Annotated in this window: 12 protein-coding genes; 3 read left to right on the top strand and 9 right to left on the bottom strand. The window is 71.3% G+C overall.

Translation table 11 applies throughout. The annotated features are described in order from the left end of the window. The 4 genes from WMF44_RS11340 to WMF44_RS11325 form a co-directional block, all read right to left on the bottom strand. Positions 1 to 1,554 carry a M16 family metallopeptidase gene (locus WMF44_RS11340; RefSeq protein WP_437299140.1) on the bottom strand — a complete coding sequence of 518 codons (1,554 nt, stop codon included), beginning with the start codon at positions 1,552 to 1,554 and terminating at the stop codon, positions 1 to 3. After that, the gene (locus WMF44_RS11335; RefSeq protein ID WP_437299139.1) at positions 1,551 to 3,068 is read right to left on the bottom strand and encodes a M16 family metallopeptidase; all 1,518 of its coding nucleotides are present in this window, start codon (positions 3,066 to 3,068) and stop codon (positions 1,551 to 1,553) included. The genes WMF44_RS11340 and WMF44_RS11335 overlap by 4 nt, the downstream gene beginning before the upstream one ends. Positions 3,069 to 3,341: 273 nt before the next feature. Then, positions 3,342 to 4,199, bottom strand: coding sequence for a hypothetical protein (locus tag WMF44_RS11330; RefSeq protein WP_437299138.1), 858 nt, complete (start codon positions 4,197 to 4,199; stop codon positions 3,342 to 3,344). Positions 4,200 to 4,605: 406 nt separating this feature from the next. Further along, positions 4,606 to 5,478, bottom strand: a complete 873-nt coding sequence (locus WMF44_RS11325) for a hypothetical protein (protein ID WP_437299137.1) — start codon at positions 5,476 to 5,478, stop codon at positions 4,606 to 4,608. 403 nt (positions 5,479 to 5,881) lie between these two features. Here WMF44_RS11325 and WMF44_RS11320 point away from each other — a divergent pair, with 403 nt between their 5' ends. Together WMF44_RS11320 and WMF44_RS11315 are read left to right on the top strand one after the other, a co-directional pair. Further along, positions 5,882 to 8,575: a CHAT domain-containing protein gene (locus WMF44_RS11320; protein WP_437299136.1), complete on the top strand. Its 2,694-nt coding sequence runs from the start codon at positions 5,882 to 5,884 to the stop codon at positions 8,573 to 8,575. 507 nt (positions 8,576 to 9,082) lie between these two features. Beyond that, positions 9,083 to 13,321: a tetratricopeptide repeat protein gene (locus WMF44_RS11315; protein ID WP_437299135.1), complete on the top strand. Its 4,239-nt coding sequence runs from the start codon at positions 9,083 to 9,085 to the stop codon at positions 13,319 to 13,321. 225 nt (positions 13,322 to 13,546) lie between these two features. Here the strand turns inward: WMF44_RS11315 and WMF44_RS11310 are convergent, their stop codons facing one another. The 3 genes from WMF44_RS11310 to WMF44_RS11300 form a co-directional block, all read right to left on the bottom strand. Beyond that, positions 13,547 to 14,740 carry a trypsin-like serine protease gene (locus WMF44_RS11310; protein ID WP_437299134.1) on the bottom strand — a complete coding sequence of 398 codons (1,194 nt, stop codon included), beginning with the start codon at positions 14,738 to 14,740 and terminating at the stop codon, positions 13,547 to 13,549. Positions 14,741 to 15,194: 454 nt separating this feature from the next. Next, positions 15,195 to 18,473 carry a protein kinase domain-containing protein gene (locus WMF44_RS11305; protein ID WP_437299133.1) on the bottom strand — a complete coding sequence of 1,093 codons (3,279 nt, stop codon included), beginning with the start codon at positions 18,471 to 18,473 and terminating at the stop codon, positions 15,195 to 15,197. 84 nt (positions 18,474 to 18,557) lie between these two features. After that, positions 18,558 to 19,205 (bottom strand): hypothetical protein, encoded by a 648-nt coding sequence (locus WMF44_RS11300; RefSeq protein WP_437299132.1) that lies wholly within the window; start codon positions 19,203 to 19,205, stop codon positions 18,558 to 18,560. Positions 19,206 to 19,452: 247 nt separating this feature from the next. Here WMF44_RS11300 and WMF44_RS11295 point away from each other — a divergent pair, with 247 nt between their 5' ends. Then, the gene (locus WMF44_RS11295) at positions 19,453 to 21,126 is read left to right on the top strand and encodes a sigma 54-interacting transcriptional regulator (protein WP_437299131.1); all 1,674 of its coding nucleotides are present in this window, start codon (positions 19,453 to 19,455) and stop codon (positions 21,124 to 21,126) included. A gap of 138 nt (positions 21,127 to 21,264) precedes the next feature. Here WMF44_RS11295 and WMF44_RS11290 read toward each other — a convergent pair whose 3' ends face one another. Then, the gene (locus WMF44_RS11290) at positions 21,265 to 22,005 is read right to left on the bottom strand and encodes a hypothetical protein (RefSeq protein ID WP_437299130.1); all 741 of its coding nucleotides are present in this window, start codon (positions 22,003 to 22,005) and stop codon (positions 21,265 to 21,267) included. Positions 22,006 to 22,267: 262 nt separating this feature from the next. After that, positions 22,268 to 22,966 carry a hypothetical protein gene (locus WMF44_RS11285; RefSeq protein WP_437299129.1) on the bottom strand — a complete coding sequence of 233 codons (699 nt, stop codon included), beginning with the start codon at positions 22,964 to 22,966 and terminating at the stop codon, positions 22,268 to 22,270. Between the last annotated feature and the right edge of the window lie 16 nt (positions 22,967 to 22,982).

The raw sequence follows: 22,982 nt of genomic DNA, 5'->3' as shown, positions 1-22,982 counted from the left end.
TCAGGGCTCTTTCTTCGGCTGGATCGGCTGCCCCTCGACGTCCCACGCCTCCGGCTCGCCGAGGCCGATCCCCTGGAGCTGCGGCAGGATCTCCTGCCGCGGTCCCACGACAACGACGGTCGCCGTCTTCGGATCCACGGCCCTCGCGAGCTCCGCGAGGCTCGCCAGCGTCGCGCTCTGCCGCGCCTTGCTCGCGTCGCCGTCGAACGTCTCCGGCAGCTTCAGCCGCGCCAGCGTCCCGAGGCGCTGGGCGGTGCGGTTCACGGTCTCGTAGGCGGAGACGAGCTCCGCGCGGTCCTGCGCCTGCACCTTCGCCAGCTCGTCCCGGGTCAGCCCGGAGTCGGCCATCTTGGCGAGCTCGGCGAGCATCTCCTTCAGGGCGGGTCCTGTCGCCTCGGTGACGACGGAGGCCCGCGCCACGAACGCGCCCGGCAGCCTCGTCTCGGTGAACGCCGAGCCGGCGCCGTAGGACCAGCCGTGATCCTCGCGCAGGTTCTGGTTCAGGCGCGACGTGAACGAGCCGCCGAGCGCGGAGTTGATCAGCTGGAGCAGCGGCCGCCGAGGATCGCCCGCCGCGACCCCCTCCCGCACGGCCGCGATCACCGACTGCGGCGCCCCCGGGCGGTCGACGATCACCAGCCGCGGCGGCTTCCACGCCGGCGCGGCCGCCGCGCCCTGCGCCTCCGCCGCGCCCTTCGCGGCCGGCGCGGCGCTCGCCGTGGCGCCCTTCGCCGACCAGGTCCCGAGATCGCGCGAGAGCGCCTGCTGCAGCTCGTCCCGGGTGATGTCGCCGACCACGGTGATCACCGCGCGGTCCGGGCGCCACGCCGCCTTGTAGAACGCCTTCACGGCCGGGAGCCCGATCGACTTCGCGTCCGCGAGCAGGCCGTCGACGGGGTGCCCGTACGGCGTGCCCGGCCCGTGGAGCGCGGCCATCGAGACAAGCCCCGAGACCCGCGTCGCGTCGTCTCCGCGCTTCCTGAGGTCGTTCTGCCAGAGCTCGCTGACGCGCTTCCACTCCTTCGCCTCGAACCGCGGGCGCGCGACGACGTCGGCGAGCAGCGAGAACGCCTTGTCGAAGTTCTTCTTCAGCACGGAGAGCGTCGCGACGCTGCCGTCGGCGCGCGCCCCGACCGAGAGCGTCGCGCCGAGGTCGTTGATCGCGCTGGACAGCTCCACCGCGCTCCGCGTCCCCGCGCCCTCGTCGAGCATGTCCGCGGTGATGTGCGCGAGCCCCGCCGCGCCCTTCGGATCGTCCGCCGATCCCGACGCGACGCCGATGGCCACGGACACGATCGGCAGCGTGTGGCGCTCGAGCAGCCACACCTTCGCGCCGTTCGGCCCGTCGAGCACCACCGGCGCCGGCGGCGTGAACGGCTGCGGCTTCGGCAGCTCCGGCTTGGGCCCGAGCGGGTCCGCGGGCTTCGCGGCCGCCGGCGGGGCGCTCGGGCGCGGCGCCTCCGCCCGGGCGGCGGACTGCGCCGGCGTCCTCGGCTCGCAGCCGAGGGCCGCGGCGACCAGCGCGATCATCGCGCCTGCGTGTCTCGCTCTCATTTCGTCACCGCCTTCTTCGCCTCTTCGCTGCCCTTCGGCACGACCCGCAGGATCACCCGGGCGTTGGGATCCAGGGTGCTCTTCGCGTACGCCTGCAGCGACTCCGCGGTCGCGTCGCGGTAGCGCTTCAGATCCTGCTCCACGAACCCGGGCTGGCCCTTCGACGTCTCGTACCGGTTGAGCATCGAGGCCCGGCCGGCGACCGACTCGAGCGCCATCACGAAGGCGGTCTCGTACTGGTTCTTGGCCCGATCGAGCTCCTCGCGGCTCAGCTTCGCGTCCCGCACCCTGGCGAGCTCGGCGTCGATGGCGGCCTCGACCTTCTCGAGCGGCACGCCTGGCCGCGCGATCGCCTCGACGGTGAACGTCGAGCCGAGATCGCCGGAGCGCTGCACGGCGCTCACCTCCTGGGCGAGCTGCTTGTCGTAGACGAGGGCCTTGTAGAGGCGGCTCGCCTTCCCCTGATCGAGCGCCGTGGCGAGGAGGTCGAGCTCGGCGTCGCCCGGCGCGAAGTGCGCGGGGCTGTGCCAGGCCATGATCACCTTGGGGAGGTTCACGTTGTCCTCGATCGTCCTGCGCACGACGCCGCTCAGCTTCACGGGCGAGGGCGTGGTCGCCGCGGGGACGGGCCGCTCCGGGATGCCGCCGAAGAGCCGCTCGATGAGCTCGCGCGTCTTCTGCGCATCGAAGTCGCCGGCCACGACGAGGGAGACGTTGTTCGGCACGTACCACCGCCGGAAGAACGTCGTGACGTCGTCGACGGTCGCGGCCTGGAGGTCCTCGTGCGAGCCGATCACGGGGTGGTGGTAGGGGTGTCCCTCCGGGTACATCAGCGAGGGCATGAGGAGGTCGACCTTGCCGTAGGGCTCGTTCTCGCTCGTCTGGCGGCGCTCGTTCCGCACGACGTCGCGCTGCGCGTTGAGCTTCGGGAGGTCCATGCTGTCCGCGAGCGACGAGAACCGATCGGCCTCGAGCCAGAGCAGGAGCGGCAGCGCGTGGGCCGGCGCCACCTCGTGGTAGGCGGTGCGGTCCTCGCTGGTCCACGCGTTGTTCCAGCCGCCCTCGGCCTCCATCCAGGCGTCGAACTGCTTCGTGGGGACGCGGCGCGTGCCCATGAACATGAGGTGCTCGAACAGGTGCGCGAAGCCGGTGCGCCCCGGCTCCTCGAACCGCGAGCCGACCTTGACCATGAGGTTCAGGGCGACCATCGGCAGGGCGCGGTCCTCGTGGAGGATCACGGTGAGGCCGTTCTTGAGGGTGTACTTGGTGTACGGGATGTCGAGCTTCGGCGGCTGGGAGGCCGCGGACTGAGGCGCCGTGGGCGCGGATGCCGGGGCCGCGGCCGGCGCAGCCTTCGGTGCCGCAGCTGGAGCGGCCTTCGGCGGTGACGACGTGGCCTCGGGCGGAGCTGCTGGTGCGGGCTTCGGCCCGGACAGAGAGAGAGCCGCGGCCACGGCGACCAGGATCGGCCCGGTGGAGCGCGGGAGCGGCGGGTGACGCGCGCGGGTCTGCATGAGCCCGAGGGTTGCGCCGGTCGCGGGTGGGGCGCAAGCGGGCGGGAGCATGGATTGCGGAGACGCGCCCGGCCAGCGGGTGCGGTTGTCAAGTTGTCACGAGGGATGGACGCACCGCCGATGCAGAAGGCGAGCACGGCGCGGACGGGAGGGCCGGGCTCACGCGGGCCGAGCGGCGGCCGATGTCACGGGCGCCGCGGGCGGAGATGGCAGGGCTTACGAGGGCCGAGCGACGGCCGCGGTCGCGGACGCCGCGGGCGGAGATGGCAGGGCTTACGAGGGCCGAGCGACGGCCGCGGTCGCGGACGCCGCGGGCGGAGGCGCTGCCTGCGGCCGGTTGTCGACCGCCTTGCCCGCTGCGGTCTTGCGGGCCTTTTCCCGCCGCGATGCAGCGCGCCGGCGCCGCTCGTAGGCGCTCGTGACCTCGCGGACGACCTCCGGATGGCGGCGAAAGACATGCGCCGCCGTCTTCCGGATGGCGCCGACGCGCTCGATCATGAGGTGAAGGAGCTGGTTGCGGACCGCGGCCGCGGCGGCCGAGGTGTCGCGGTCGGGGATCGTCTCCAGCGCTCGCCGTTGAAGATCCTCCGCGAGCTTCCTGGCCTCGGCGATGAGGCGGACCTCGAACTCCTCGTCTGCCTCGACGAGGCGGTCCTCGAGCGACGCCGCGAGCCCAGCGTAGTCGCGGAGCGCCTGGGAGAGGGCGCTGGAGCGCTGGCCGTCCTGCGCGTGAAACTCCTTGATACGCGCGAGCTGCGCGTCGGCGGGCTCGTCGACGTCGTCGTCGAGCAGGAACTCGATCGCCGACTCGAGCTCATCGACAACGAACCTGGCGCGCTCTCCGAGGTCGGCCACGGCGGGGTCGACGATGAGGAGCAGCCGAGTCTGCGCCTCCTGCACGGCATGCACGATGGAGAGCAGATCGTCGCTGCTCGAAGCCGGCAGGCGGCTCTTGACGCGCTTGAGACCCGGGCGATCGCCCTCGGGCTCCCAGTACTTCTTCACGAACGCCGCGGCGGAAACCGCCTCGCGCAAGGCGACGTCGTACGGCAGGCTCAGCGGGTTATCGGTCCGCCCCAGCTCGGCGGCGGCCTTGACCCAGCGATCGTAATCCCTTCCCTGCTTGGCCATGATGATTGCCTGATCCCTCCTCCTGCGTCCCACACCCCCTCCGGGCGCGGCGCGGAGACGTGAAGATGAGTCCGCTGGGAACGCTGTCCAGAGCAGACGCACGATCCGGACGCGAGCGACGGCTCCAGGAGGGGAAAGGGCCGGGGTGGGATGTCCTGATGGCCAGCTGCATGTCCTGATGACCGGCGACGTGTCCTGATGGCCGGCGACGTGTCCTGATGACCGGGTGCCGTGTCCTGATGACCGGGTGCCGTGTCCCGATGGCCGGGTGCCGTGTCCTGATGACCGGGTGCCGTGTCCCGATGGCCGGGTGCCGTGTCCTGATGGCCGGGTGCCGTGTCCTGATGGCGGACCGGGTGCAGCGGCTTCTCTCGCTGTGTGCGCCCGGAGGATGTGAGGAGCGCGTTCAGGCGGCGGTCGTGGCGAGGAGCTCCCTGGCGTCGCGGATCACCGCGGCGCGACGGATCCAGCGGTCCAGCTCGTCGAGGTCGGTGCTCGCGAGGACGCGCTCCCGGACATCGGCGGGGATCTCCAGACCGCGCGCCTCCAGGAAGGCGAGCACGTCCTGCGCCTTGGCTTCTATCTTGCCCTTCGCGACGTAGCTGCGCGCGAACTCGCTCTGAAACTGGTATCCGGCCTTCATCATCGCCTCCAATCTCCGCCTCGCCGCTTCGTTCAGCGAGGATAGCACCAGGTCCCCGTAGACGGCGCGGCGCTCCTCGCCGAGCTCGACGACCGCCGCCAGGAACGCCGTGCCGATCGCTTCACCCGCCTCGCCCTGGCCGTGCGCCATCGCCGACAGCACGACCACCTCGGGCGCTGCCTTCGCCTGCTCAGCGTCCGTGACGACCGGGACGGCCTCGGGCCCGAGCACCAGCGGCGTCAGCGTCGCGCCGGGATGGCCCATGGCGATCACCCGCGAGCACCACCGCGCCATGTCCTGGTCGGTCGTCACGACCAGCAGCCAGGTCGGGCAGCGGTGCTGCGCCCTCGTCTGCGCAAGGTACACCGGCCAGACGTACGGCTTGTCCGGGTCCACGCCGAGCTGGACCTCGACCACGATCGCCATCGCGGGCCGCTGCTGCTCGCCGACCAGCAGCACGACCACGACATCCGCCCGGCGGTCCGAGGGCACGATCTCGGCCAGATCGGAGGACACCACGCGCGCCTCCGTGAACGCCGGCACCGGCTGGCCGAGCGCGTCCTGCAACAGCTCGGCGGCCAGCGTCGGCCGGTTCTTGAACAGCTCCACCAGGGCTTCGTGGGTCACTGAGGGCATCGCGGATCTCTCGGGTCTCGGGTGGGTACGGTCGTGCTGGCGTGTCGAGCGGCGCCCCCGTGCGCGCGGTGATCCCGCGCGCGCCGGAGCAGCCGCCTCCCACCCGATGAATTCCGGGCAGGCTCCCGGATCGGTCACGCCGCGGGAGGGGCGTGGGCCCCGACGTCAGGGCAGCGGCGGGCGCGGCCGACCAGAGGGCACCGGCCGGCCGGCTGACATGTCAGCCGCTTCGCCTGGCATGTCAGAAGGCGTGGTGGCGGTGGCGGCGGTTCGGAAGCGCGAAGGGGTGGGCAGGGCGCTCGCTGCGCTTCGGGCGCGCACCTTGCTCTACGCTCGCGGGCGGGGACAGCTTCGTTCTCGTCCTGGAGCGGCTTCGAGGGATCCTCGCGCGGAGGCGTGGCGCATGCGACGTGACCCGGGAGCATCGGTGGTGGGCGACAGCGGGCGGCGACCGGACGGCGCGCGAGGGGGGACGCGCGAGTTGCGGACGAGGGCGGCGGGAGGGCGAAGGCGAGCGCGCTGGTGGGCCGCCACGGGGGTCGTGGTGCTGGTGGCGCTGCTCGGCGCGCCGCGGGGGGGCCATGCGCAGAGCGCCACGCCCTCGGCGGATGCGCTGGAGGAAGCTGCGCGGCTCAACCGCGACGTCGAAGCCCTTTACCGTCAGGGGCGCTTCGATGCGGCCATCCCGGTGGCGGAGCGCGTGCTCGGGATCCGCGAGAACGCGCTGGGGAGAGAACATCCCGCTGTGGCGACGGCGCTCAACAACCTCGCCGTGCTGTACCGCGCCAAAGGAGACTACGCGCGCGCGGAGCCACTCTACCGCCGCGCGCTCGCCATCCAGGAAAAGGCCCTCGGCTCCGAACATCCCTATGTCGCCACCTCCCTCAACAACCTCGCCGCGCTGTATGCCACAAAAAGAGACTACGCGCGCGCGGAGCCACTCTACCGCCGCGCGCTCGCCATTCAGGAAAAGGCCCTCGGCTCCGAACATCCCGCTGTCGCCACCTCCCTCAACAACCTTGCCTTCCTGTATGCCACAAGAGGAGACTACGCGAGCGCGGAGCCACTCTACCGCCGCGCGCGCGCCATCCTAGAGAAGACCCTCGGCTCCGAACATCCCGATGTGGCCCAGTCGCTCAGCAACCTTGCGGCGTTACACCAGACGCGCGGCGATGCTCCCGGAGCGCTCCGGCTGACCGAGCGGGCCGCGAACATCCAAGATCGCAACGCGGCCATCCTGCTGACCACCGGAAGCGACGAGCAGAAGCGCGCCTTCATGGCGACCCTCCGCGGGACCACGGACGCCGCCATTTCTCAGCATGTCCAGTTTGCACCCGACGACGTGGCCGCGAGGCGCATCGCCGTCACCACCGTCCTCCGCCGCAAGGGGCTCTCGCTCGACGCGATGGCCTACGGCCTGGCTGCGCTGCGCCGGCGCGCCGGCCCCGAGGATCACCGGCTGCTCGAGCAGCTGAGCCGCGTGAGCGCCGAGCTGAGCACGCTGACGTGGCGGGGACCGGAGCCCCGACGGCCGGGACAGGCACCCGAGGACCACGACAACGCCCAGCTCGCGCAGTACCGCGCGCACCTGGCGCGCCTCGATGCCGAGCGGCAGACGCTCGAAGCCGAGATCGGGCGCCGCAGCCCGGACGTCAAGGCCGAGCTCTCCCCCGTCACCCTGGCGCAGGTCCAGGCCGCCGTGCCCGACGGCGCAGCGCTCGTCGAGCTCTTCCGGTACAAACCGTTCAACCCGAGGGGAACCAAGGCAGCCAACACGCGCTGGGGCAACGCCCGCTACGTCGCGTACGTCCTGCGGCGCAGCGGTGACATCGCGTGGGCCGATCTCGGCGAGGCCGCGCCCATCGAGGACGCCGCGGACAGGCTCCTCCTCGCGCTGCGGCGCCCGGCGGCGGATCCGCGTCCTGCAGCGCGCGCCCTCGATGCGCTCATCATGCAGCCCATCCGCCGCCTGCTCGGCCCGACACGCAATGTCCTGCTCAGCCCCGATGCGGCGCTCAATCTGGTGCCCTTCGGGGCGCTCCTGGACGAGCAAGGCCGCTACCTGGTCGAGCGCTATGCGTTCACCTACCTGTCCAGCGGGCGCGACCTGCTGCGCCTTCGCGCGACAGCACCGTCGCGGGAGGGGGCCGTCGTCATCGCCGCGCCCGACTATGATCACGCCGCTGCCCCCGCCAACCGGCGCGCGGAAGACGGTCTCTCGTCCAGCTCAGCGCAGGCGCCAGCGCATTTCGCTCCCCTCGCCGCGGCAGCCGCCGAAGGACAGGCCGTGCGCCAGCAGCTCGCCGGCGCTCGCCTGCTGCTCGGCCAGGCGGCGACCGAGAGCGCCGTCAAGGCGCTCCGCGGACCGCAGGTGCTTCACATCGTGACCCATGGCTTCTTCGTATCCGGCCATGCGGCCCCGGAACCTCCTCGGGGGCTCCTGACCGTGAGTTCGCGCGGGCCGCGCGCCATGGGCGGCCTCCGTCTTCACGTCGACAACCCCCTGATCCGCTCCGGTCTCGCGCTCGCCGGCGCCAACCGAAGAGCCTCCGGCGACGACAACGGCATCCTGACCGCGATGGAAGCGTCGCTGCTCGACCTGAACGGCACCAAGCTCGTCGTCCTCTCCGCGGCCGAGAGCGGCATCGGCGAGGCCACGAGCGGCGACGGCGTTCACGGCCTGCGCCGCGCCTTTGCGATCGCAGGAGCAGAAACCCAGATCCTGAGCCTCTGGAGCCCCGATGACGCGGCGACGCGCGCGCTGATGCAAGGCTACTATGCGCGCCTCAAGGCCGGCGGCGGCCGGAGCGAGTCCATGCGCCAGGCGCAGCTCGCCATGCTGGCCGCCCCGGAGCGGGCGCACCCGTATTACTGGGCGAGCTTCATCGTCTCGGGCAACGGCGCCGCGCTCGACGGCCGGCCGGTCGAGCCCACGTTCGCTCAGGTGCATCCAGGCGCGCGCGGGTGCAGCTGCGCGGTCGGGACGCAGCCGCCCACGGGGATTGCCGGCACCTCGGCCGCGGCGCTCCTCGCCGCGCTGGCCGTGGCACGGCGGCGCCGCCGCGGGGCCAGCGGCGCGGGGGCTCGCCGAAGGTAAGCGCGCGAGAGCTCCTGCGCCCGGCGGCGCTCAGCGACGCAGCCCGGGCAACCCAGGTGTCGGCCTGTCCCACTTCATGGGGTTTCCGAGGAGCGTCGACGCAAGCCCGGCAGCGGCGCTCCTCGCGGCGGAGGCGATCCCAGCGCAGCGGCCCTGCGAGGCGCGGCGTGGGAAGTGCGGCACTCGCTACGGCCAGCAGGTCGACGTGCACGAGGGCGCGGACCACAGGAGGGCGCCGGCTGGCCGGCTGACATGTCAGCCGCTTCGCCCGGCGTGACACAATGCGCGCTGGCGGCGGTTCGGCGCGGTGGAGTGAACAGCCCGCTCACGGCGCTCGGACGCGCCCCGGCGCGCACCTTGCAATGCGCTGGCGCACGGGGATAGCTTCCTGATCGTCCTGGAGCTGTGTCGAGGAATCCTCGCGCGGAGGAATGGCGAATGCGACTTGACCCGGGAGCATCGGGGGTGCGCGAGAGCGCGCCGCGAACGTACGGCGCGGGAGGCGGGATGCGCGGACTCCGGGCGGGGGCGGCGGGGGCGCAGCGGCGCGCGCGCTGGTGGGCCGCCACGGGGATCCTGCTGCTGGCGGCGCTGCTCGTCGCGCCGCGCGGGGGCCATGCACAGGGGGCGACGCCATCGGCGGATGCTCTGGAGGAGGCCGAGCGGCTCAACCGTGATGCCGTAGCCCTCTACGGCCAAGGGCGCTTCGATGCGGCTATCCCGCTGGCGGAGCGAGCGCTCGCTCTCCGAGAGAAGGCGCTCGGCAGCAAACATCCCGATGTGGCCACGTCGCTCAACAACCTCGCCACGCTGTACAGAGCAAAAGGAGACTACGCGAGAGCGGAGCCGCTCTACCAGCGTGCGCTCGCTCTCCGAGAGAAGGCGCTCGGCAGCAAACATCCCGATGTGGCCACGTCGCTCAACAATCTCGCCGCGCTGTACAAAGCGAAAGGAGACTACGCGAGAGCGGAGCCGCTCTACCAGCGTGCGCTCGCTCTCCGAGAGAAGGCGCTCGGAACAGAACACCCCGACGTGGCGAACTCGCTCAACAACCTCGCCTTGCTGTACAGAGCAAAAGGAGACTACGCGAGAGCAGAGCCGCTCTACCAGCGTGCGCTCGCTCTCCGAGAGAAGGCGCTCGGAAGAGAACATCCCGATGTGGCCACGTCGCTCAACAACCTCGCCGAGCTGTACAACGCGAAAGGAGACTACGCGGGAGCGGAGCCGCTCTACCAGCGTGCGCTCGCTCTCCGAGAGAAGGCGCTCGGAACAGAACACCCCGACGTGGCGAACTCGCTCAACAACCTCGCCGCGCTGTACAAAGCGAAAGGAGACTACGCGAGAGCGGAGCCGCTCTACCAGCGTGCGCTCGCTCTCCGAGAGAAGGCGCTCGGCAGCAAACATCCCGATGTGGCCACGTCGCTCAACAATCTCGCCGCGCTGTACAAAGCGAAAGGAGACTACGCGAGAGCGGAGCCGCTCTACCAGCGTTCGCTCGCTCTCCGAGAGAAGGCGCTCGGAACAGAACATCCCGACGTGGCGAACTCGCTCAACAACCTCGCCGAGCTGTACAACGCGAAAGGAGACTACGCGAGAGCGGAGCCGCTCTACCAGCGTGCGCTCGCTCTCCGAGAGAAGGCGCTCGGAACAGAACATCCCGACGTGGCCACGTCGCTCAACAACCTCGCCTCGCTGCACCACACGAAAGGAGACTACGCGAGAGCGGAGCCGCTCTACCAGCGTTCGCTCGCTCTCCTAGAGAAGACGCTCGGCAGCGAACATCCCGATGTGGCCACGTCGCTCAACAACCTCGCCTTGCTGTACAGAGCAAAAGGAGACTACGCGAGAGCGGAGCCGCTCTACCAGCGTGCGCTCGCTCTCCGAGAGAAGGCGCTCGGAAGAGAACATCCCGATGTGGCCACGTCGCTCAACTACCTCGCCGCGCTGTACAAAGCGAAAGGAGACTACGCGAGAGCGGAGCCGCTCTACCAGCGTTCGCTCGCTCTCCTAGAGAAGACGCTCGGCAGCGAACATCCCGATGTGGCCACGTCGCTCAACAACCTCGCCGAGCTGCACCACACGAAAGGAGACTACGCGAGAGCGGAGCCGCTCTACCAGCGTTCGCTCGCTCTCCTAGAGAAGACGTTCGGCAGCGAACATCCCGATGTGGCCACGTCGCTCAACAACCTCGCCGAGCTGTACAAAGCGAAAGGAGACTACGCGAGAGCGGAGCCGCTCTACCAGCGTTCGCGCGCTCTCCTAGAGAAGGCGCTCGGCAGCGAACATCCCGATGTGGCCACGTCGCTCAACAACCTCGCCGAGCTGCACCACACGAAAGGAGACTACGCGAGAGCGGAGCCGCTCTACCAGCGTGCGCTCGCTCTCCGAGAGAAGGCGCTCGGAACAGAACACCCCGACGTGGCGAACTCGCTCAACAACCTCGCCGCGCTGCACCACACGAACGGAGACTACGCGAGAGCGGAGCCGCTCTACCAGCGTGCTCTCGCTATCCGGGAGAAGGCGCTCGGCAGCGAACATCCCGATGTGGCCACGTCGCTCAACAACCTCGCCGAGCTGCACCACACGAACGGAGACTACGTGAGAGCGGAGCCGCTCTACCAGCGTGCGCTCGCTCTCCGAGAGAAGGCGCTCGGAACAGAACACCCCGACGTGGCGAACTCGCTCAACAACCTCGCCGCGCTGTACAAAGCGAAAGGAGACTACGCGAGAGCGGAGCCGCTCTACCAGCGTGCTCTCGCAATCCGGGAGAAGGCGCTCGGGAGAGAACATCCTCTGGTAGCAACATCTCTCAACAACCTTGCGGATTTGCGCCAGGCGCGCGGCGATGCTCCTGGAGCGCTTCCGATGATCGAGCAGGCCGCGAACATCGAAGATCGCAATGCTGCCATCCTGCTGACCACCGGAGGCGACGAGCAGAAACGCGCAACCATGGCGACCCTCCGCGGAAGCACGGATGCCGCCATTTCCCTGCATGTTCAGTTTGCACCGGCCAATGTGGCGGCGAGGCGCCTCGCCCTGACTACGATGCTTCGCCGCAAGGGGCGCGTGCTCGACGCGATGACCCTCGGTCTCGCGGCGCTGCGCCGTCGCGCGGGCCCCGAGGATCGCCTGCTGCTCGACAAGCTGAGCCGCGTGAGCGCCGAGCTGAGCACGCTGACGTGGCGTGGGCCGGAGGCGCGACAACCGGGGCAATCGCCAGAGGACTACGACAACGGGCAGCTTGCGCAGTACCGTGCGAACCTGGCGCGCCTTGATGCCGAGCGGCAGACGCTTGAAGCAGAGATCGGCCGCCGCAGCCCGGAGCTGAAGGCCGAGCTCTCTCTGGTCAGCTTGGCGCAGGTCCAGGCCGCCGTGCCCGACGGTGCAGCGCTCGTCGAAGTCTTCCGGTACCACCCGTTCAACCCGAGGGGAACATTGGCTGCCAACACGATATGGGGCAAGGCACGCTACGTCGCCTACGTCCTGAGGCACGGCGGCGATATCGCCTGGGCCGATCTCGGCGAGGCCGCGCCCATCGAGGACGCCGCAGAGCGGTTCCTCCGCGCGTTGCGGCGCCCGGCGTCGGATCCGCGGCCCGCGGCTCGCGCCCTCGACGCGCTGGTGATGCAGCCGATCCGCCGCCTGCTCGGTCCAGCGCGCCAGGTCCTGATCAGCCCCGATGCGGCGCTCAGCCTCGTGCCCTTCGGTGCTCTCCTCGACGAGGAAAGCCACTATTTGATCGAGCGCTACGCGTTCACTTACGTGCCCAGCGGGCGCGATCTTCTGCGCCTTCGTGCGACAGGACCGCAGCGTGAAGGGGCCGTCGTCATCGCCGCGCCAGACTACGATCACACAGCTGCTCCCGCCGCCCGGCGCGCCGACGACAGCACGTCGTCCAGCGAGGAGCAGGCGCCAGCGCACTTCACTCCCCTCGCCGCGGCGGCCGCCGAAGGCCAGGCCGTCAGCCAGGAGCTCGCCGGCGCTCGCCTGCTGCTCGGCCAGGCGGCGACCGAGAGCGCCGTCAAGTCGCTGCGCGGACCGCAGGTGCTTCACATCGCGACACACGGCTTCTTCGCGTCCGGCCAGGAGGCCCCGGAACCTCCACCGGCGTTCCCGGACGTGGGGTCGCGCGGGCTGCGCGCCTTGGGCGGCGTCCATCTTCACATCGACAACCCCCTGCTCCGCTCCGGCCTCGCGCTCGCCGGCGCCAACCAGAAGGCCACCGGCGACGACAACGGCATCCTGACCGCGATGGAAGCCTCGCAGCTCGACCTGAACGGAACGAAGCTCGTCGTCCTGTCGGCGTGCAAGACCGGCGTCGGGGAGACCCCGAGCGGCGACGGCGTGTACGGCCTGCGACGCGCGTTCGTGATGGCAGGCGCAGAGACTCAGGTCCTGAGCCTCTGGAACGCCGACGACGCGTCGACCCGCGAGCTGATGCACGGCTACTACACGCGCCTCAAGGCCGGCGGCGGCCGGAGCGAGTCGATGCGAAAGGCGCAGCTTGCGATGCTGGCGGCCCCGGAGCGGGCGCACCCGTACTACTGGGCGGCCTTCATCGTCTCGGGCAACGGCGCCGCGCTCGACGGCCGGCCGGTCGAGCCCAGCTTCGCTCAGGTGCATCCCGGCGCGCGCGGGTGCAACTGCGAGGCTGGACCGCAGCCGCCCGCAGGCATCGCAGGCGCCTCGGCCGCGCTCCTCGCCGCCGCGACCCTGACGCGGAGGCGGCGCCGCGGAGCGCGGTGAACGACGCGGGACGGCGCCCTCCCCTCGCTGCGCGCGCCTCGCTCCTCGAACCGCCCGCGCCGCCCGTAACGCTTCATCGCCTGCTGGACGATCTTCCGGCCCACGCCGGCAATCTCGGCAGCGCGAGGCATTGCCGCCCGTCGCCTCGAGCGATCGCCAGGCTCACGCCGAGCATATCGCCGAAGCGCTCGGGCGCCGCCGGGAAGCACGGCCCAGCCAGCCGATCTAGAGTGGGTGGATCACGATGCAGCCTGGCCCGATGACGCTGTCGCACTCGTCCACGATGCCGTCGCAGTCGAAGTCCTTGTCGCTGTACGGCGCGGCCGAGCACTCGCCTTCGAAGACCCGCTCGCCGAACTTGTCGATGACGGTCGCCTGCTTCAAGAACGTCTGGGCAGGCGCCGAGTCGACCGAAGCGTGGCGCTGGCCAATCGCCCAGCAGCCGCCGAGGAAGCACATGATGTCGTCCCACCGCGTGGTCGGGTACGTACCGCTCGCGACGCCACACAGGCTCGTAAGAACGCCAGGGTACGAATCGGGATACTCCCATACGAATTTTGTCACGAGCGGCCCGCCCGAGTCGCCCCCTTCGATGCCACCGTAATCGCCCAGGCTCGCAGCTGCACCCGTCCCAACAATGGGCAGCATTCCGAAATCCAACGGAATTGCGACCGGGATGGGCAAGAGCCAATCCTTGACATAAAGATCGCCCCCCGTCGGGCTCGTGTCGCGGTGGTAGCTGCCGTCGATGCTCTCCCGCCTCAAGTCGCTCCCGCCGCCAAAACCCACAATCTTGCCCAAAAAGTCGCCGCTCTGCGGGCACTTGACGCCAGACATGTACGTGCCACCCACGTAAGGATGCAAAGGCTTCACGAAGCTCATCGGAACTCGCCTATCGAGCTTGATCAGCGCCAGATCGCGAGACGCGTCGTAGTTGGAATCGAACGGCCCAAGCTGGAGCTGCGTCTTCTTCATCACGAGGACGTCGCCGCTCTTGGCGTTGGTGTGCTTGTATACCCTGGCCCTCGAATCCTCCGGGTCGACCACCCCCTCGGGCAAGATCGTGATGTCGTAGTCGGACGAAATGCCATGGCCGAAAGACGTCTTGAAGCCGTTCGCAGTGTAGCCGGTAATACAATGGTTCGCGGTGAGGACCCACCTGGGCGAGATGAGCGTACCCGAGCAGCCTCCGACTTTCACCGTATAGGCTGCCCAAGAGCTGCTCGCACCGTTGTTGATTGCAGCAGCGGCTTCAGCCGTTTCTTCTTCGTCGACCTCAGACACCGCATCCTCGAATGCGGCCTCCTCCTCTTCGGGCCCGACGCAACCCATCATCATCAAGGAAGCACACACCGCGGACACCGCGCGGATCGAGGTACGAGCAAAGTGCGTCGCGCTGTCGTCGGACACGGAATTCATGGGATCCCTCATGGTCGTCTCCTGGGGTGACAAGATGTTGTTGCGCGGAGAGAGAAACGCTTTCCGCTCTCCACGGGAACGTCACTTAGCATCTCGTGTGCCAGTGACGGCGACGACCTCGCCTCGGATCCTTCAAGGGACATGGGCTGCACTCCCCCCGCGGTGCAATGCCGGCGACGACCGTCGCCCTGATCCGATCGATGCGACAGGCGCAGCTCGCCATACAGGCGGCGCCGGAGCGCTCGCACCCGCACGACTGGACTGGGCCAGCTTCATCGTCTCGGGCAACGGCGCCGCGCGACCCATGCTCGCCAGCCGCGCGACCCCCTCGCCGGACTCACACCGCCGACGTCGCCGCCGCGCGCTGACGTGTCAGCCACCGCTCCTGACACGGCATGAACATGTCAGCCCCCGCCGACCGGCACGCCCGCGCCCTCGGCAGCCCGCCTCGCCTCTATCTCGCCCCCTCCCCTCCAGCTCCCTCGAACGCCTCCGCCGCGGACAGCACATCCATCCGTTCGTCCCATCGCTCGTGCGGGATCCCCTCCGCCAGCGCCCCGAGCGCCCCCCGGAAGCCCGCCCGCGCCTCGGGCGCGACCCGCCCGAGCAGACCCAGCGCCTGCAGCCCGATGCCCGGCACCTGACACGTCATCGCCTCCTCCGCGAGCTTCGCCACCTCGCCCCCCTCCGCCCGCGCCCCAGCGGCCAGCGCGAGGCACCGCGAGAGCAGCGCCCCCGACGGGCGGTCCATCCCCCGCCACAACCTCGCCGCTCGCCCCCCGAGCTCCGCGGCGATCGCCGCGCGCTCCGCGCGATACGCCACCGCCGCCTCGGTCAGGCACACGAGCGCCTCGAGCTGAGGCACGCCGACGCGCACGATCGCCTCGACCAGGTCGAGGTCGGGCTCCGCCGTCTCGCCCATGCGGTACCGAGCCGACCGCACAAGCCACTCGGCGCGCCCCTCGTAGTACGAGTTCCTGCAGCGCGCCGCGAGCTCCCGCGCCGCCTCCGCCCGCGCGGCCGCATCGCGGTGCCGGAACGCCTCCAGCAGCGCCGACGCGGAGCTCAGCATCGCCGCGATCCGCCCCGTCTGCCACGGCTCCGAGGCGGCCGCCTCCGCGTGGAGCGCCGCCGCCTCGTCGAAGCGCCCCTCGACGTAACGAAGCCGCGCGCGGCCCTCGACAAGGCAGAGGCGCGCCATCGGGTGCCCGGCGCGCTCGGCCCACGCGTCGACCTCCACCAGCGCCTGCGCCAGCATCAACGGCGAGTTTCGCCACGACACGGCCACGATCCGGACCCCGTGCCGCCGCCGCTCCAGCTCCGGATCCGTGAACGGCGGGATGTCATCGGCCAGCTCGCGCGCCCGGTCCCCGCGCGGCCCCAGCCCGGCCAGCGCCGCCTGCACCAGGAGCTCGAGGCGCGCCACCTCCGGGCCGCGCACCACCGCGCGAGACAGCTCGTAGAGCACCCTGTCCATGGCGCGCGGCGTCCCCTCCGCAAAGGCGATCTTGACCCACGCCGAGAGGATCGCGAGCTCGGCCTCACCCGCCGCGTCCACGCCCGGCCGGCGCGCGACAAGGAGCGCCTCGCCGATCGCGGCCACCGCCTGGCCCAGCATCCCGGCCGACGCGCGGCCCAGCGCGACCTCGATCGCCTCGCGCGCCGCCGAGAGCTCCTCGTTCCCCGCCAGCAGGTGAAACAGGCGCCCCTCCTGCCCGGGGCGCAACACGCCTGCAATCGCGCGGTGCGCCTTGATCCGGCGCCCCGCGGGCCACGTGATGTCGACCTGGCCGAGCGGCTCCACGCGATCGCCCGCCAGTCGCCGCGCAATCCCGCGGCGCACCAGCTGGTCGCACTCCGCCTCGACCTTCCACACCGGTCGCCCCATCGCCGCCGCGAGCTGCTCGAGGTCGAGCTGGTGCCCGGCGAGGGCCAGCCACTGCATCAGCTCTCCGAGGTGTGGCTCGTCCTCCAGCAGCGGCCCGTCGACGACGGGCGTCGTCTCCCGGAGCCCCGCGCTCAGCCGATCGAGCGCCTCGCGCTCCACCGCGAGCGTGGCGCCGTCCCAGCGCGCGAGCCCGAGCCGGAGCCAGAGCGTCAGCTCGGCCTCCACCCGCGCGGGGACCCCCTCCGTCCGCTCCCACAGCGCGCGCGCGGCGTCCTCGCGCAGGTGGAAGAGCCGGTCCGGCCCCGCGAACAGCGGCCGCAGCGCCGCCTCGTCGAGGGGATCGAGCGCGATCACCGCCGCGTGCAGGGACCCAGATGGCGCGCGCGGCCCGCCGGCGAAGGCCCGGACGAGCGCGCCCTCGCCAGCTCGACAGCGCTCCAGGACCGCGGCCGACCAGGGATCGAGCCGGTCCGCGTCGTCGGCCAGGATCACCACGCCATCGGCGAGCGCCTGCTGGAGCTGGCCCGCTGCCCAGGCCGTGACGTCCTCCAGCCGGAGCGCGCTCTGCTCCTCCATGGCGCCGAGGAGCGGGTGCAGGCTGCCCAGCGGCGCACGGGACGGCAGCAGCGACACGACGCGCAGCCCCGCCTGCTCCAGCGCCTCGCCCGCATCGCGGAGACAGCGCGAGCGGCCTACGCCCGGCGGACCCACGACATCGACCGGGCGCCGCCCGCGCGCCGCCTCGACGACGGCCCGCAGCGGCGCGGGATCGCCGAGGCGAGGCAGCTCGGGCCCATGGCGGCGCGGCACCCGGCCGCCCCGGAGCGCGGCCAGCGCCTCGGCCGCGGAGCGGAAGCGGTCCTCCGGCCTCTGGGCCAGGAGCCGGTTGATGACCTCGGCGAGCTGCGCCGGGATGCCGGGAGCGACCTCCTGGATGGGCACTGCTGGCCCTGACAGCCGCGCCAGCAGGAGGGCTTTCACCCCCCGCACCTCGTGGGGCACGCGGCCGGTGAGCGCGCGGTAGAGCATCACGCCGGCGGCATAGAGATCGGCGCGTCCGTCCACCGCCGCGCCCGCAATCTGCTCTGGCGCGAGGTAGAGCGGCGTGCCGAGCACCTGGTTGGCCTGGGTGAGCCGCGCGCCCGGCTCGCTCCAGAGCGAGATGCCGAAGTCGAGCACCGTCGGACGCCCCTCGGCGTCGACGAGCACGTTGTCCGGCTTCAGATCGCGGTGAACGATGCCCGCGGCGTGCACGCGCGCGAGGACCTCGAAGAGCGCGAGCGCGGGCGCGGCGATGTCGGCCCATGCGCGGCGAGACGGCGGCGCCGCGTCCGGGGTCGCGCCTCCCGGGAACGGCGCGCCCTCCACGCGCTCCATGACGAGGAAGGGGCGGCCATCCTCCACCCCCTCGTCGAGCAGCTGCACCACGCCCGGCACCCGCAGCATGCGCAGCGCGGCGATCTCTCGGCGCACGCGCGACGAGAGATCGCCGGCGCTGCGGTGCATCCATTTCAGCGCCACGGGCCGGCCCAGCACGAGGTCCTGGGCGGTCCACACCTCGCCGAACGATCCTGCGCCGAGGGGCGCTGTGAGCTGATAGCGCCGCGCGATCACCTGACCCGGCGCGATGCTGCTTCTCGGCGTCGCGTCGGCCTCGTCGTGCAGCTCCGCCATGGCCGTGCGGGCGCCTCCGCCGAGGAGGCGCGCCTCGCGCGCGGTGTCGCCCAGACGGCTCGTGTCGCCGCGCGCGCCGTGCTCGTCGCCATCCCCCTCGGCCTCGACGGACGGCCCGGAGACGGACGCCTCCGTGTCGAGGAGCGTTCGATCCGCGTCGGGGCCCGGCACGAGGCGCGAGGTTACCCTGGTGCAAGAAGCGCCAGCAACGTCGAGGAGCGCGCCGCGTCCCCGTCCGTCCGGCGCGCTGCGGGCTCAGGGTTTTGCGGGCGGCGTCTTCTGATGATGGTTGACGCACCCGGTGATCGCGAACGTGCACCCCGGAGCCCAGCTCTGTCTGGCCACGTCGACGAACGCCTCGAGCGAGCTCGCTTCAAGGGCTCCGGCCGAGATCGTCGCCGGCGCAGCTCGACCAGCCGGCTTATAGGCCGCCGGCAGCATCCAGTACTCGACGCTGGACTCGTCCGCGAGGCCGCGGACGACGAACGCGAGCCCCAGCGCCGCCTGCTGCTGGCGCACCTCGATGATCCTCCCGCCCGGATCGAGCTGCCGCGGCGGGCTCGGGTAAAAGGTCGGCGGCGGCAGCTTGGCAGCGGACGGGATCCGACTCCAGCCGATGCCCTGGTAGGTCTTGCCGTAACCATACAGATCGGCTTGCGCCCAGACGTAACAGGAGCCCGGCCGCCACAGGCCCTTCAGGCCCGCCTGCCAGTCGACGAGCGACCAGCCCGCCATCGACGCGGGCGGCGCACGGACCGTGAACTCGTTCTGCGGATCGCGGTAGAGCAGCCAGCGCTGGAGCTGACCCTGGCCCTGTCCGACGGTGAAGGCGTAGCCGATCACCTCTTCAGAGCCAGCGCTGACGATCTGAACGGCACCCAGTTCAAGCTGACCTTTGAGCATTCTGCTTCTCCTCCTGTGGGAAGGGCGGCACGACGCGCCGGCGGGCGACGAAACCTCCGAGGCCGTCGAGCGCCTCGACGCCGGACGGATCCGGCGCGCTGTCATCGTCCTGAATCGTCCCGCGTCGAGCGGCGTCGACCCCTCGCGCCGAGATATCAGCAACCCGTGTGCCACCGCGAGCGCGCGCGGGGCGCGGGACCGCGGCCACCTTGCAGCGGCCGCACGGGGGCGCCTACCATGCGCTCACATGGGATCAGGCGCGAAAACGGCCCTCGGCGAGACCACGCTGGGCGGTCAAGGGAGCTCCAGCGCCGTGGCCGTCGCCGCGACGACGCCGGCCCTCACGATCCTCTACCATCCTCGCCCCGATCGCGTCGGCGAGCGCGCGCTGCTCGGCGAGCTCGCCGCGGGCAAGGCAGCCTCGGTGTCGCGGGTCGGACCCGCATTCGCGGCAAAGGGGCAGTCGCCCGGGTCGCCGCTCGAGGACGGGCACCTGAGCCGGCGGCCTCTCCGCCTGTCGGCCGCGCGCGGTGACGGCATCCGGCTCGAGATCGGCGACAGCGGTACGGCGGTCGTTGCACAGGGCCGGCGGGTCCGAGAGAGCATCGTCTTCTCCGCGGCGCAGCTGAAGCGGGGTGTCGTGCTGGAGCTCTCCCGCCGCGTGGTGCTGCTGCTCCATCGCACGGGCGGGCTCCACCCGGTGCAGCAGGAGCCCGCGTCCGAGGGCGATGTCCGGGACCTCGTGGGCGAGAGCGACGGGCTCCGGCGCGTGCTCTGGGACATCCAGAGCGTGGCCGATCTCGACCTCCCCGTGCTGCTCCGCGGCGAGACGGGGGTGGGCAAGGAGCTCGTGGCGCGCGCCGTCCACGCGGCGAGCCGCCGAAAGGGCCGGCCCTTCGTCGCGGTGAACCTCGGCGCCGTCGCTCCGAGCCTCGCGATCGCGGAGCTCTTCGGCGCCGAGAAGGGCTCCTTCACAGGCGCCGACCGGCGCCGCGCGGGCTATTTCGAGCAGGCCCGCGGCGGAACGTTGTTCCTCGACGAGATCGGCGACGCGCCGGCAGAGCTCCAGGTGGCGCTCCTGCGCGCGCTCGAGACGGGGGAGATACAGCCCGTGGGCGCGCAAGAGGCGCGCAAGGCGGACGTCCGGGTCATCGCGGCGACGGACGCGGACCTGGAGGCGAAGGTGGCGAGCGGGACCTTTCGAGCGCCGCTCCTGAACCGGCTGTCGTCGTACGAGATCTGGATCCCCCCGCTGCGCGAGCGCCGGGACGATATCGGGCGCTTGCTGGCGCGGTTCTTCCGCGAGGAGCTCGAGCGGATCGGCGAGGCGCACCGGCTGGATCCGGCGGCGGCGACGGACACGCCGTGGCTGCCGGCGTCGCTCGTGGCCCGGCTCGCCGAGCACGACTGGCCTGGCAACATCCGGCAGCTGCGCAACGTGGTGCGGCAGCTCGTCATCGGCAGCCGCGGCCAGGAGCGCCTCACGGTGGGCCCCGCGGTGGAGCGGCTGCTCGGCGAGGGCGCGCCGGCCGCGGAAGCGATCCTCGAGGAAGAGCCGCCGGCCAGCGCTCCGGAAGGGCGCGCTCCGGAAGGGCGCGCGCCTGAGGCGGAGGTCTCCCTGCCTCCTCCGCCAGGGTCCGGGCGGAAGCCGGCCGACGTGTCGGAAGCCGAGATCGCCGAGGCGCTCCGCGCGGCCCGGTGGGATCTGTCGGCTGCCGCGGCGCGACTTCAGATCTCGCGGCCGTCGCTTTACCTGGTGCTCGAGCGCTATCCCCGGTTCCGGACGGCGCGGGATCTCACGGCCGAGGAGATCCGCGCGTGCCACGCGGCGTGCGGCGGTGATGTGGGGCGCATGGTCGAGCGGCTGGAGGTCTCGGAGCGGGCGCTGCGTCGGAGGCTGCGGGAGCTGCGGCTCGCGTGACGGCGCGGCGCCTCCGGTAGCAGCCCGTCGGACGCAAAGCGCCGCTGACGTGTCGCCATGGCGCCATGCGTTGCGGATCGAGAGCAAACGCGCGCGCGTGTGTGCGCGTTAATCGATCTTGTGCTGTGAAGATCCAGCCTAGAGCGGCCTTCCCACCACCGAGAAGATGTAGTCGTCCCGCAGCCCTGAGCTCGGAGTCGGCGAGTGCGAGAGCTGCTTCCACCCGAACGGCGCCTCGGCGTGGTCCGACCAGTAGTTCCGCTCGGGCTGTGTGCTGTCGCGGCAGGTAGCGACGCACATGGTGCTGGATCCGTCTTCCGTCATGCGCACGCCGAGGTAGCCGAAGGGCTTCTCCTCGGTCAGCTGGAGCGGCGGGTCGATGGGAACGGTGATCGGCCGCCGTTCCTCATCGCCGGATGACCCGGACACCTCGATGACCCGGACGTCCGCGGGGCTCTCGTCAGGTACCATGGAAGGCGACGCGAAGAGCACGACCTCGTGGGCCGCACCGGAGCACGCCACATAGCGGAACTCCTCCACGCTGAAGGGCGTCTGCGCCTCGAAGCGTCCCAGTGCAACGGCGCCGATCTCCGCGGGCGCGGGCCCGACCGCGCCCCGCTGTCGCCGCTGGAAGCCGCTGCAGTCCGCCGGCGTCGCGATGGAAAGGATGACGCGACCGTCGGGTGAACCACCGGCTCCACCCTCCCCGGCCTCGCCACCCAACCCGGTGCCTGAGCTGACGGTGCCTGATCTGACGGTGCCGCCAGAGCCGCCACCTCCCGTACCCCCTTCGCCGCCGGAAGACGCGGGCGGAGGAGAGGAGACGTCGCTGCAAGCGACAAGAGCGGAGCCGATCAGAATCCACGTCATGAAACGCATGCGGTTGTCTCCTTGATAAAACGACACTTGTTGCCATGCAAACGCCCGAGTCATTGCTCGTGGCGGGCCAGGAGTCCGCCGCGGTGCCCCCAGCCGGCGAACCATGGGGCGCTGGCGTTTCCATGACGGACTGTCGTTCCCCCTGAACACGCCAAGCACGCGGCGTGCCGAGTGCGGCGGGCGCCGCGGCCCGCGCGACCGCGAAGCCTGACAGCGCCGCGTCGGGGCGCCGCCGCTGTAGGCGGGCGCGCGGGGCCGCGTGTCAGCGGTGGGCGAGGCCGGCCCGCTGCGTCGCGCAGTCGAAGACGATCTTCGACTCATAGGGCGCAGAGGGGTCCTCGGGGGGCGGCACCGAGATGCTCTTCGCACACCTCTCCCGGTAGGGACGCCCGGCGAGAAAGCCCGCGTCGTCCATCACCTCGGGCGTGTAGGAGGGCCACCGTATCGTGGCCGCACAGGAGGTCGTGCGACAGTCCACGTCCACGACCTCGAGCCCCCGGCCCGGCGCGATCGCGTCGAGGTCTGCCTGGAAGCTCTCCTCCGCCCTCTCGGCCCATCCCGGGTCGCGGCGCTGCTGCGCGTGTGCATCGAGGACGCCCGTCCACCAGGCGGTCTCCTCGCGGCGCATCGCCTCGAGGTCGCGCGGCTCCGCGTCCTCGCGCCCCTTGTTCGGCGCGGCCTCGGGGCCATCATCCTCCTGTGGGGCGGCGGCGCTCTCGAGATCGGCGATGCGGCGCTCCAGCCGTATCACCCGCTCGGAGTCGCCATGCCCCGCGGCGCGCTCGGGCGCCGGCTCCTGGATCACGCCCGCCTCGCGGGAGGGCGCCTCCCGTGGAGGCCGCTCTTCGGCGGGCGCGGGCCTGAGCTGGCTCACGAGCGAGACTATCAGCGCTGCCGTGGAGAGCCCCATCAAGGCGAGGCTCGTCCGCGAGGAGCGCAGGCGGGTTCGTTCGTCGTTCATCGTCGTTCCTCTCCCT

This window comes from Sorangium sp. So ce426, assembly GCF_051475585.1.
Classification (GTDB): Bacteria; Myxococcota_A; Polyangia; order Polyangiales; family Polyangiaceae; genus Sorangium; species Sorangium cellulosum_B.
Note: the sequence above shows the minus strand (reverse complement) of the source record. Positions and strands in the feature narration are given on the sequence as shown.

Coding starts and splice junctions, on each gene's coding strand:
- WMF44_RS11340 (WP_437299140.1), bottom strand. CDS start 1,554: ATGAGAGCGAGACACGCAGGCGCGATGATCGCGCTGGTCGCCGCGGCC.
- WMF44_RS11335 (WP_437299139.1), bottom strand. CDS start 3,068: ATGCAGACCCGCGCGCGTCACCCGCCGCTCCCGCGCTCCACCGGGCCG.
- WMF44_RS11330 (WP_437299138.1), bottom strand. CDS start 4,199: ATGGCCAAGCAGGGAAGGGATTACGATCGCTGGGTCAAGGCCGCCGCC.
- WMF44_RS11325 (WP_437299137.1), bottom strand. CDS start 5,478: ATGCCCTCAGTGACCCACGAAGCCCTGGTGGAGCTGTTCAAGAACCGG.
- WMF44_RS11320 (WP_437299136.1), top strand. CDS start 5,882: ATGCGACGTGACCCGGGAGCATCGGTGGTGGGCGACAGCGGGCGGCGA.
- WMF44_RS11315 (WP_437299135.1), top strand. CDS start 9,083: ATGCGCGGACTCCGGGCGGGGGCGGCGGGGGCGCAGCGGCGCGCGCGC.
- WMF44_RS11310 (WP_437299134.1), bottom strand. CDS start 14,740: ATGAATTCCGTGTCCGACGACAGCGCGACGCACTTTGCTCGTACCTCG.
- WMF44_RS11300 (WP_437299132.1), bottom strand. CDS start 19,205: ATGCTCAAAGGTCAGCTTGAACTGGGTGCCGTTCAGATCGTCAGCGCT.
- WMF44_RS11295 (WP_437299131.1), top strand. CDS start 19,453: ATGGGATCAGGCGCGAAAACGGCCCTCGGCGAGACCACGCTGGGCGGT.
- WMF44_RS11290 (WP_437299130.1), bottom strand. CDS start 22,005: ATGCGTTTCATGACGTGGATTCTGATCGGCTCCGCTCTTGTCGCTTGC.
- WMF44_RS11285 (WP_437299129.1), bottom strand. CDS start 22,966: ATGAACGACGAACGAACCCGCCTGCGCTCCTCGCGGACGAGCCTCGCC.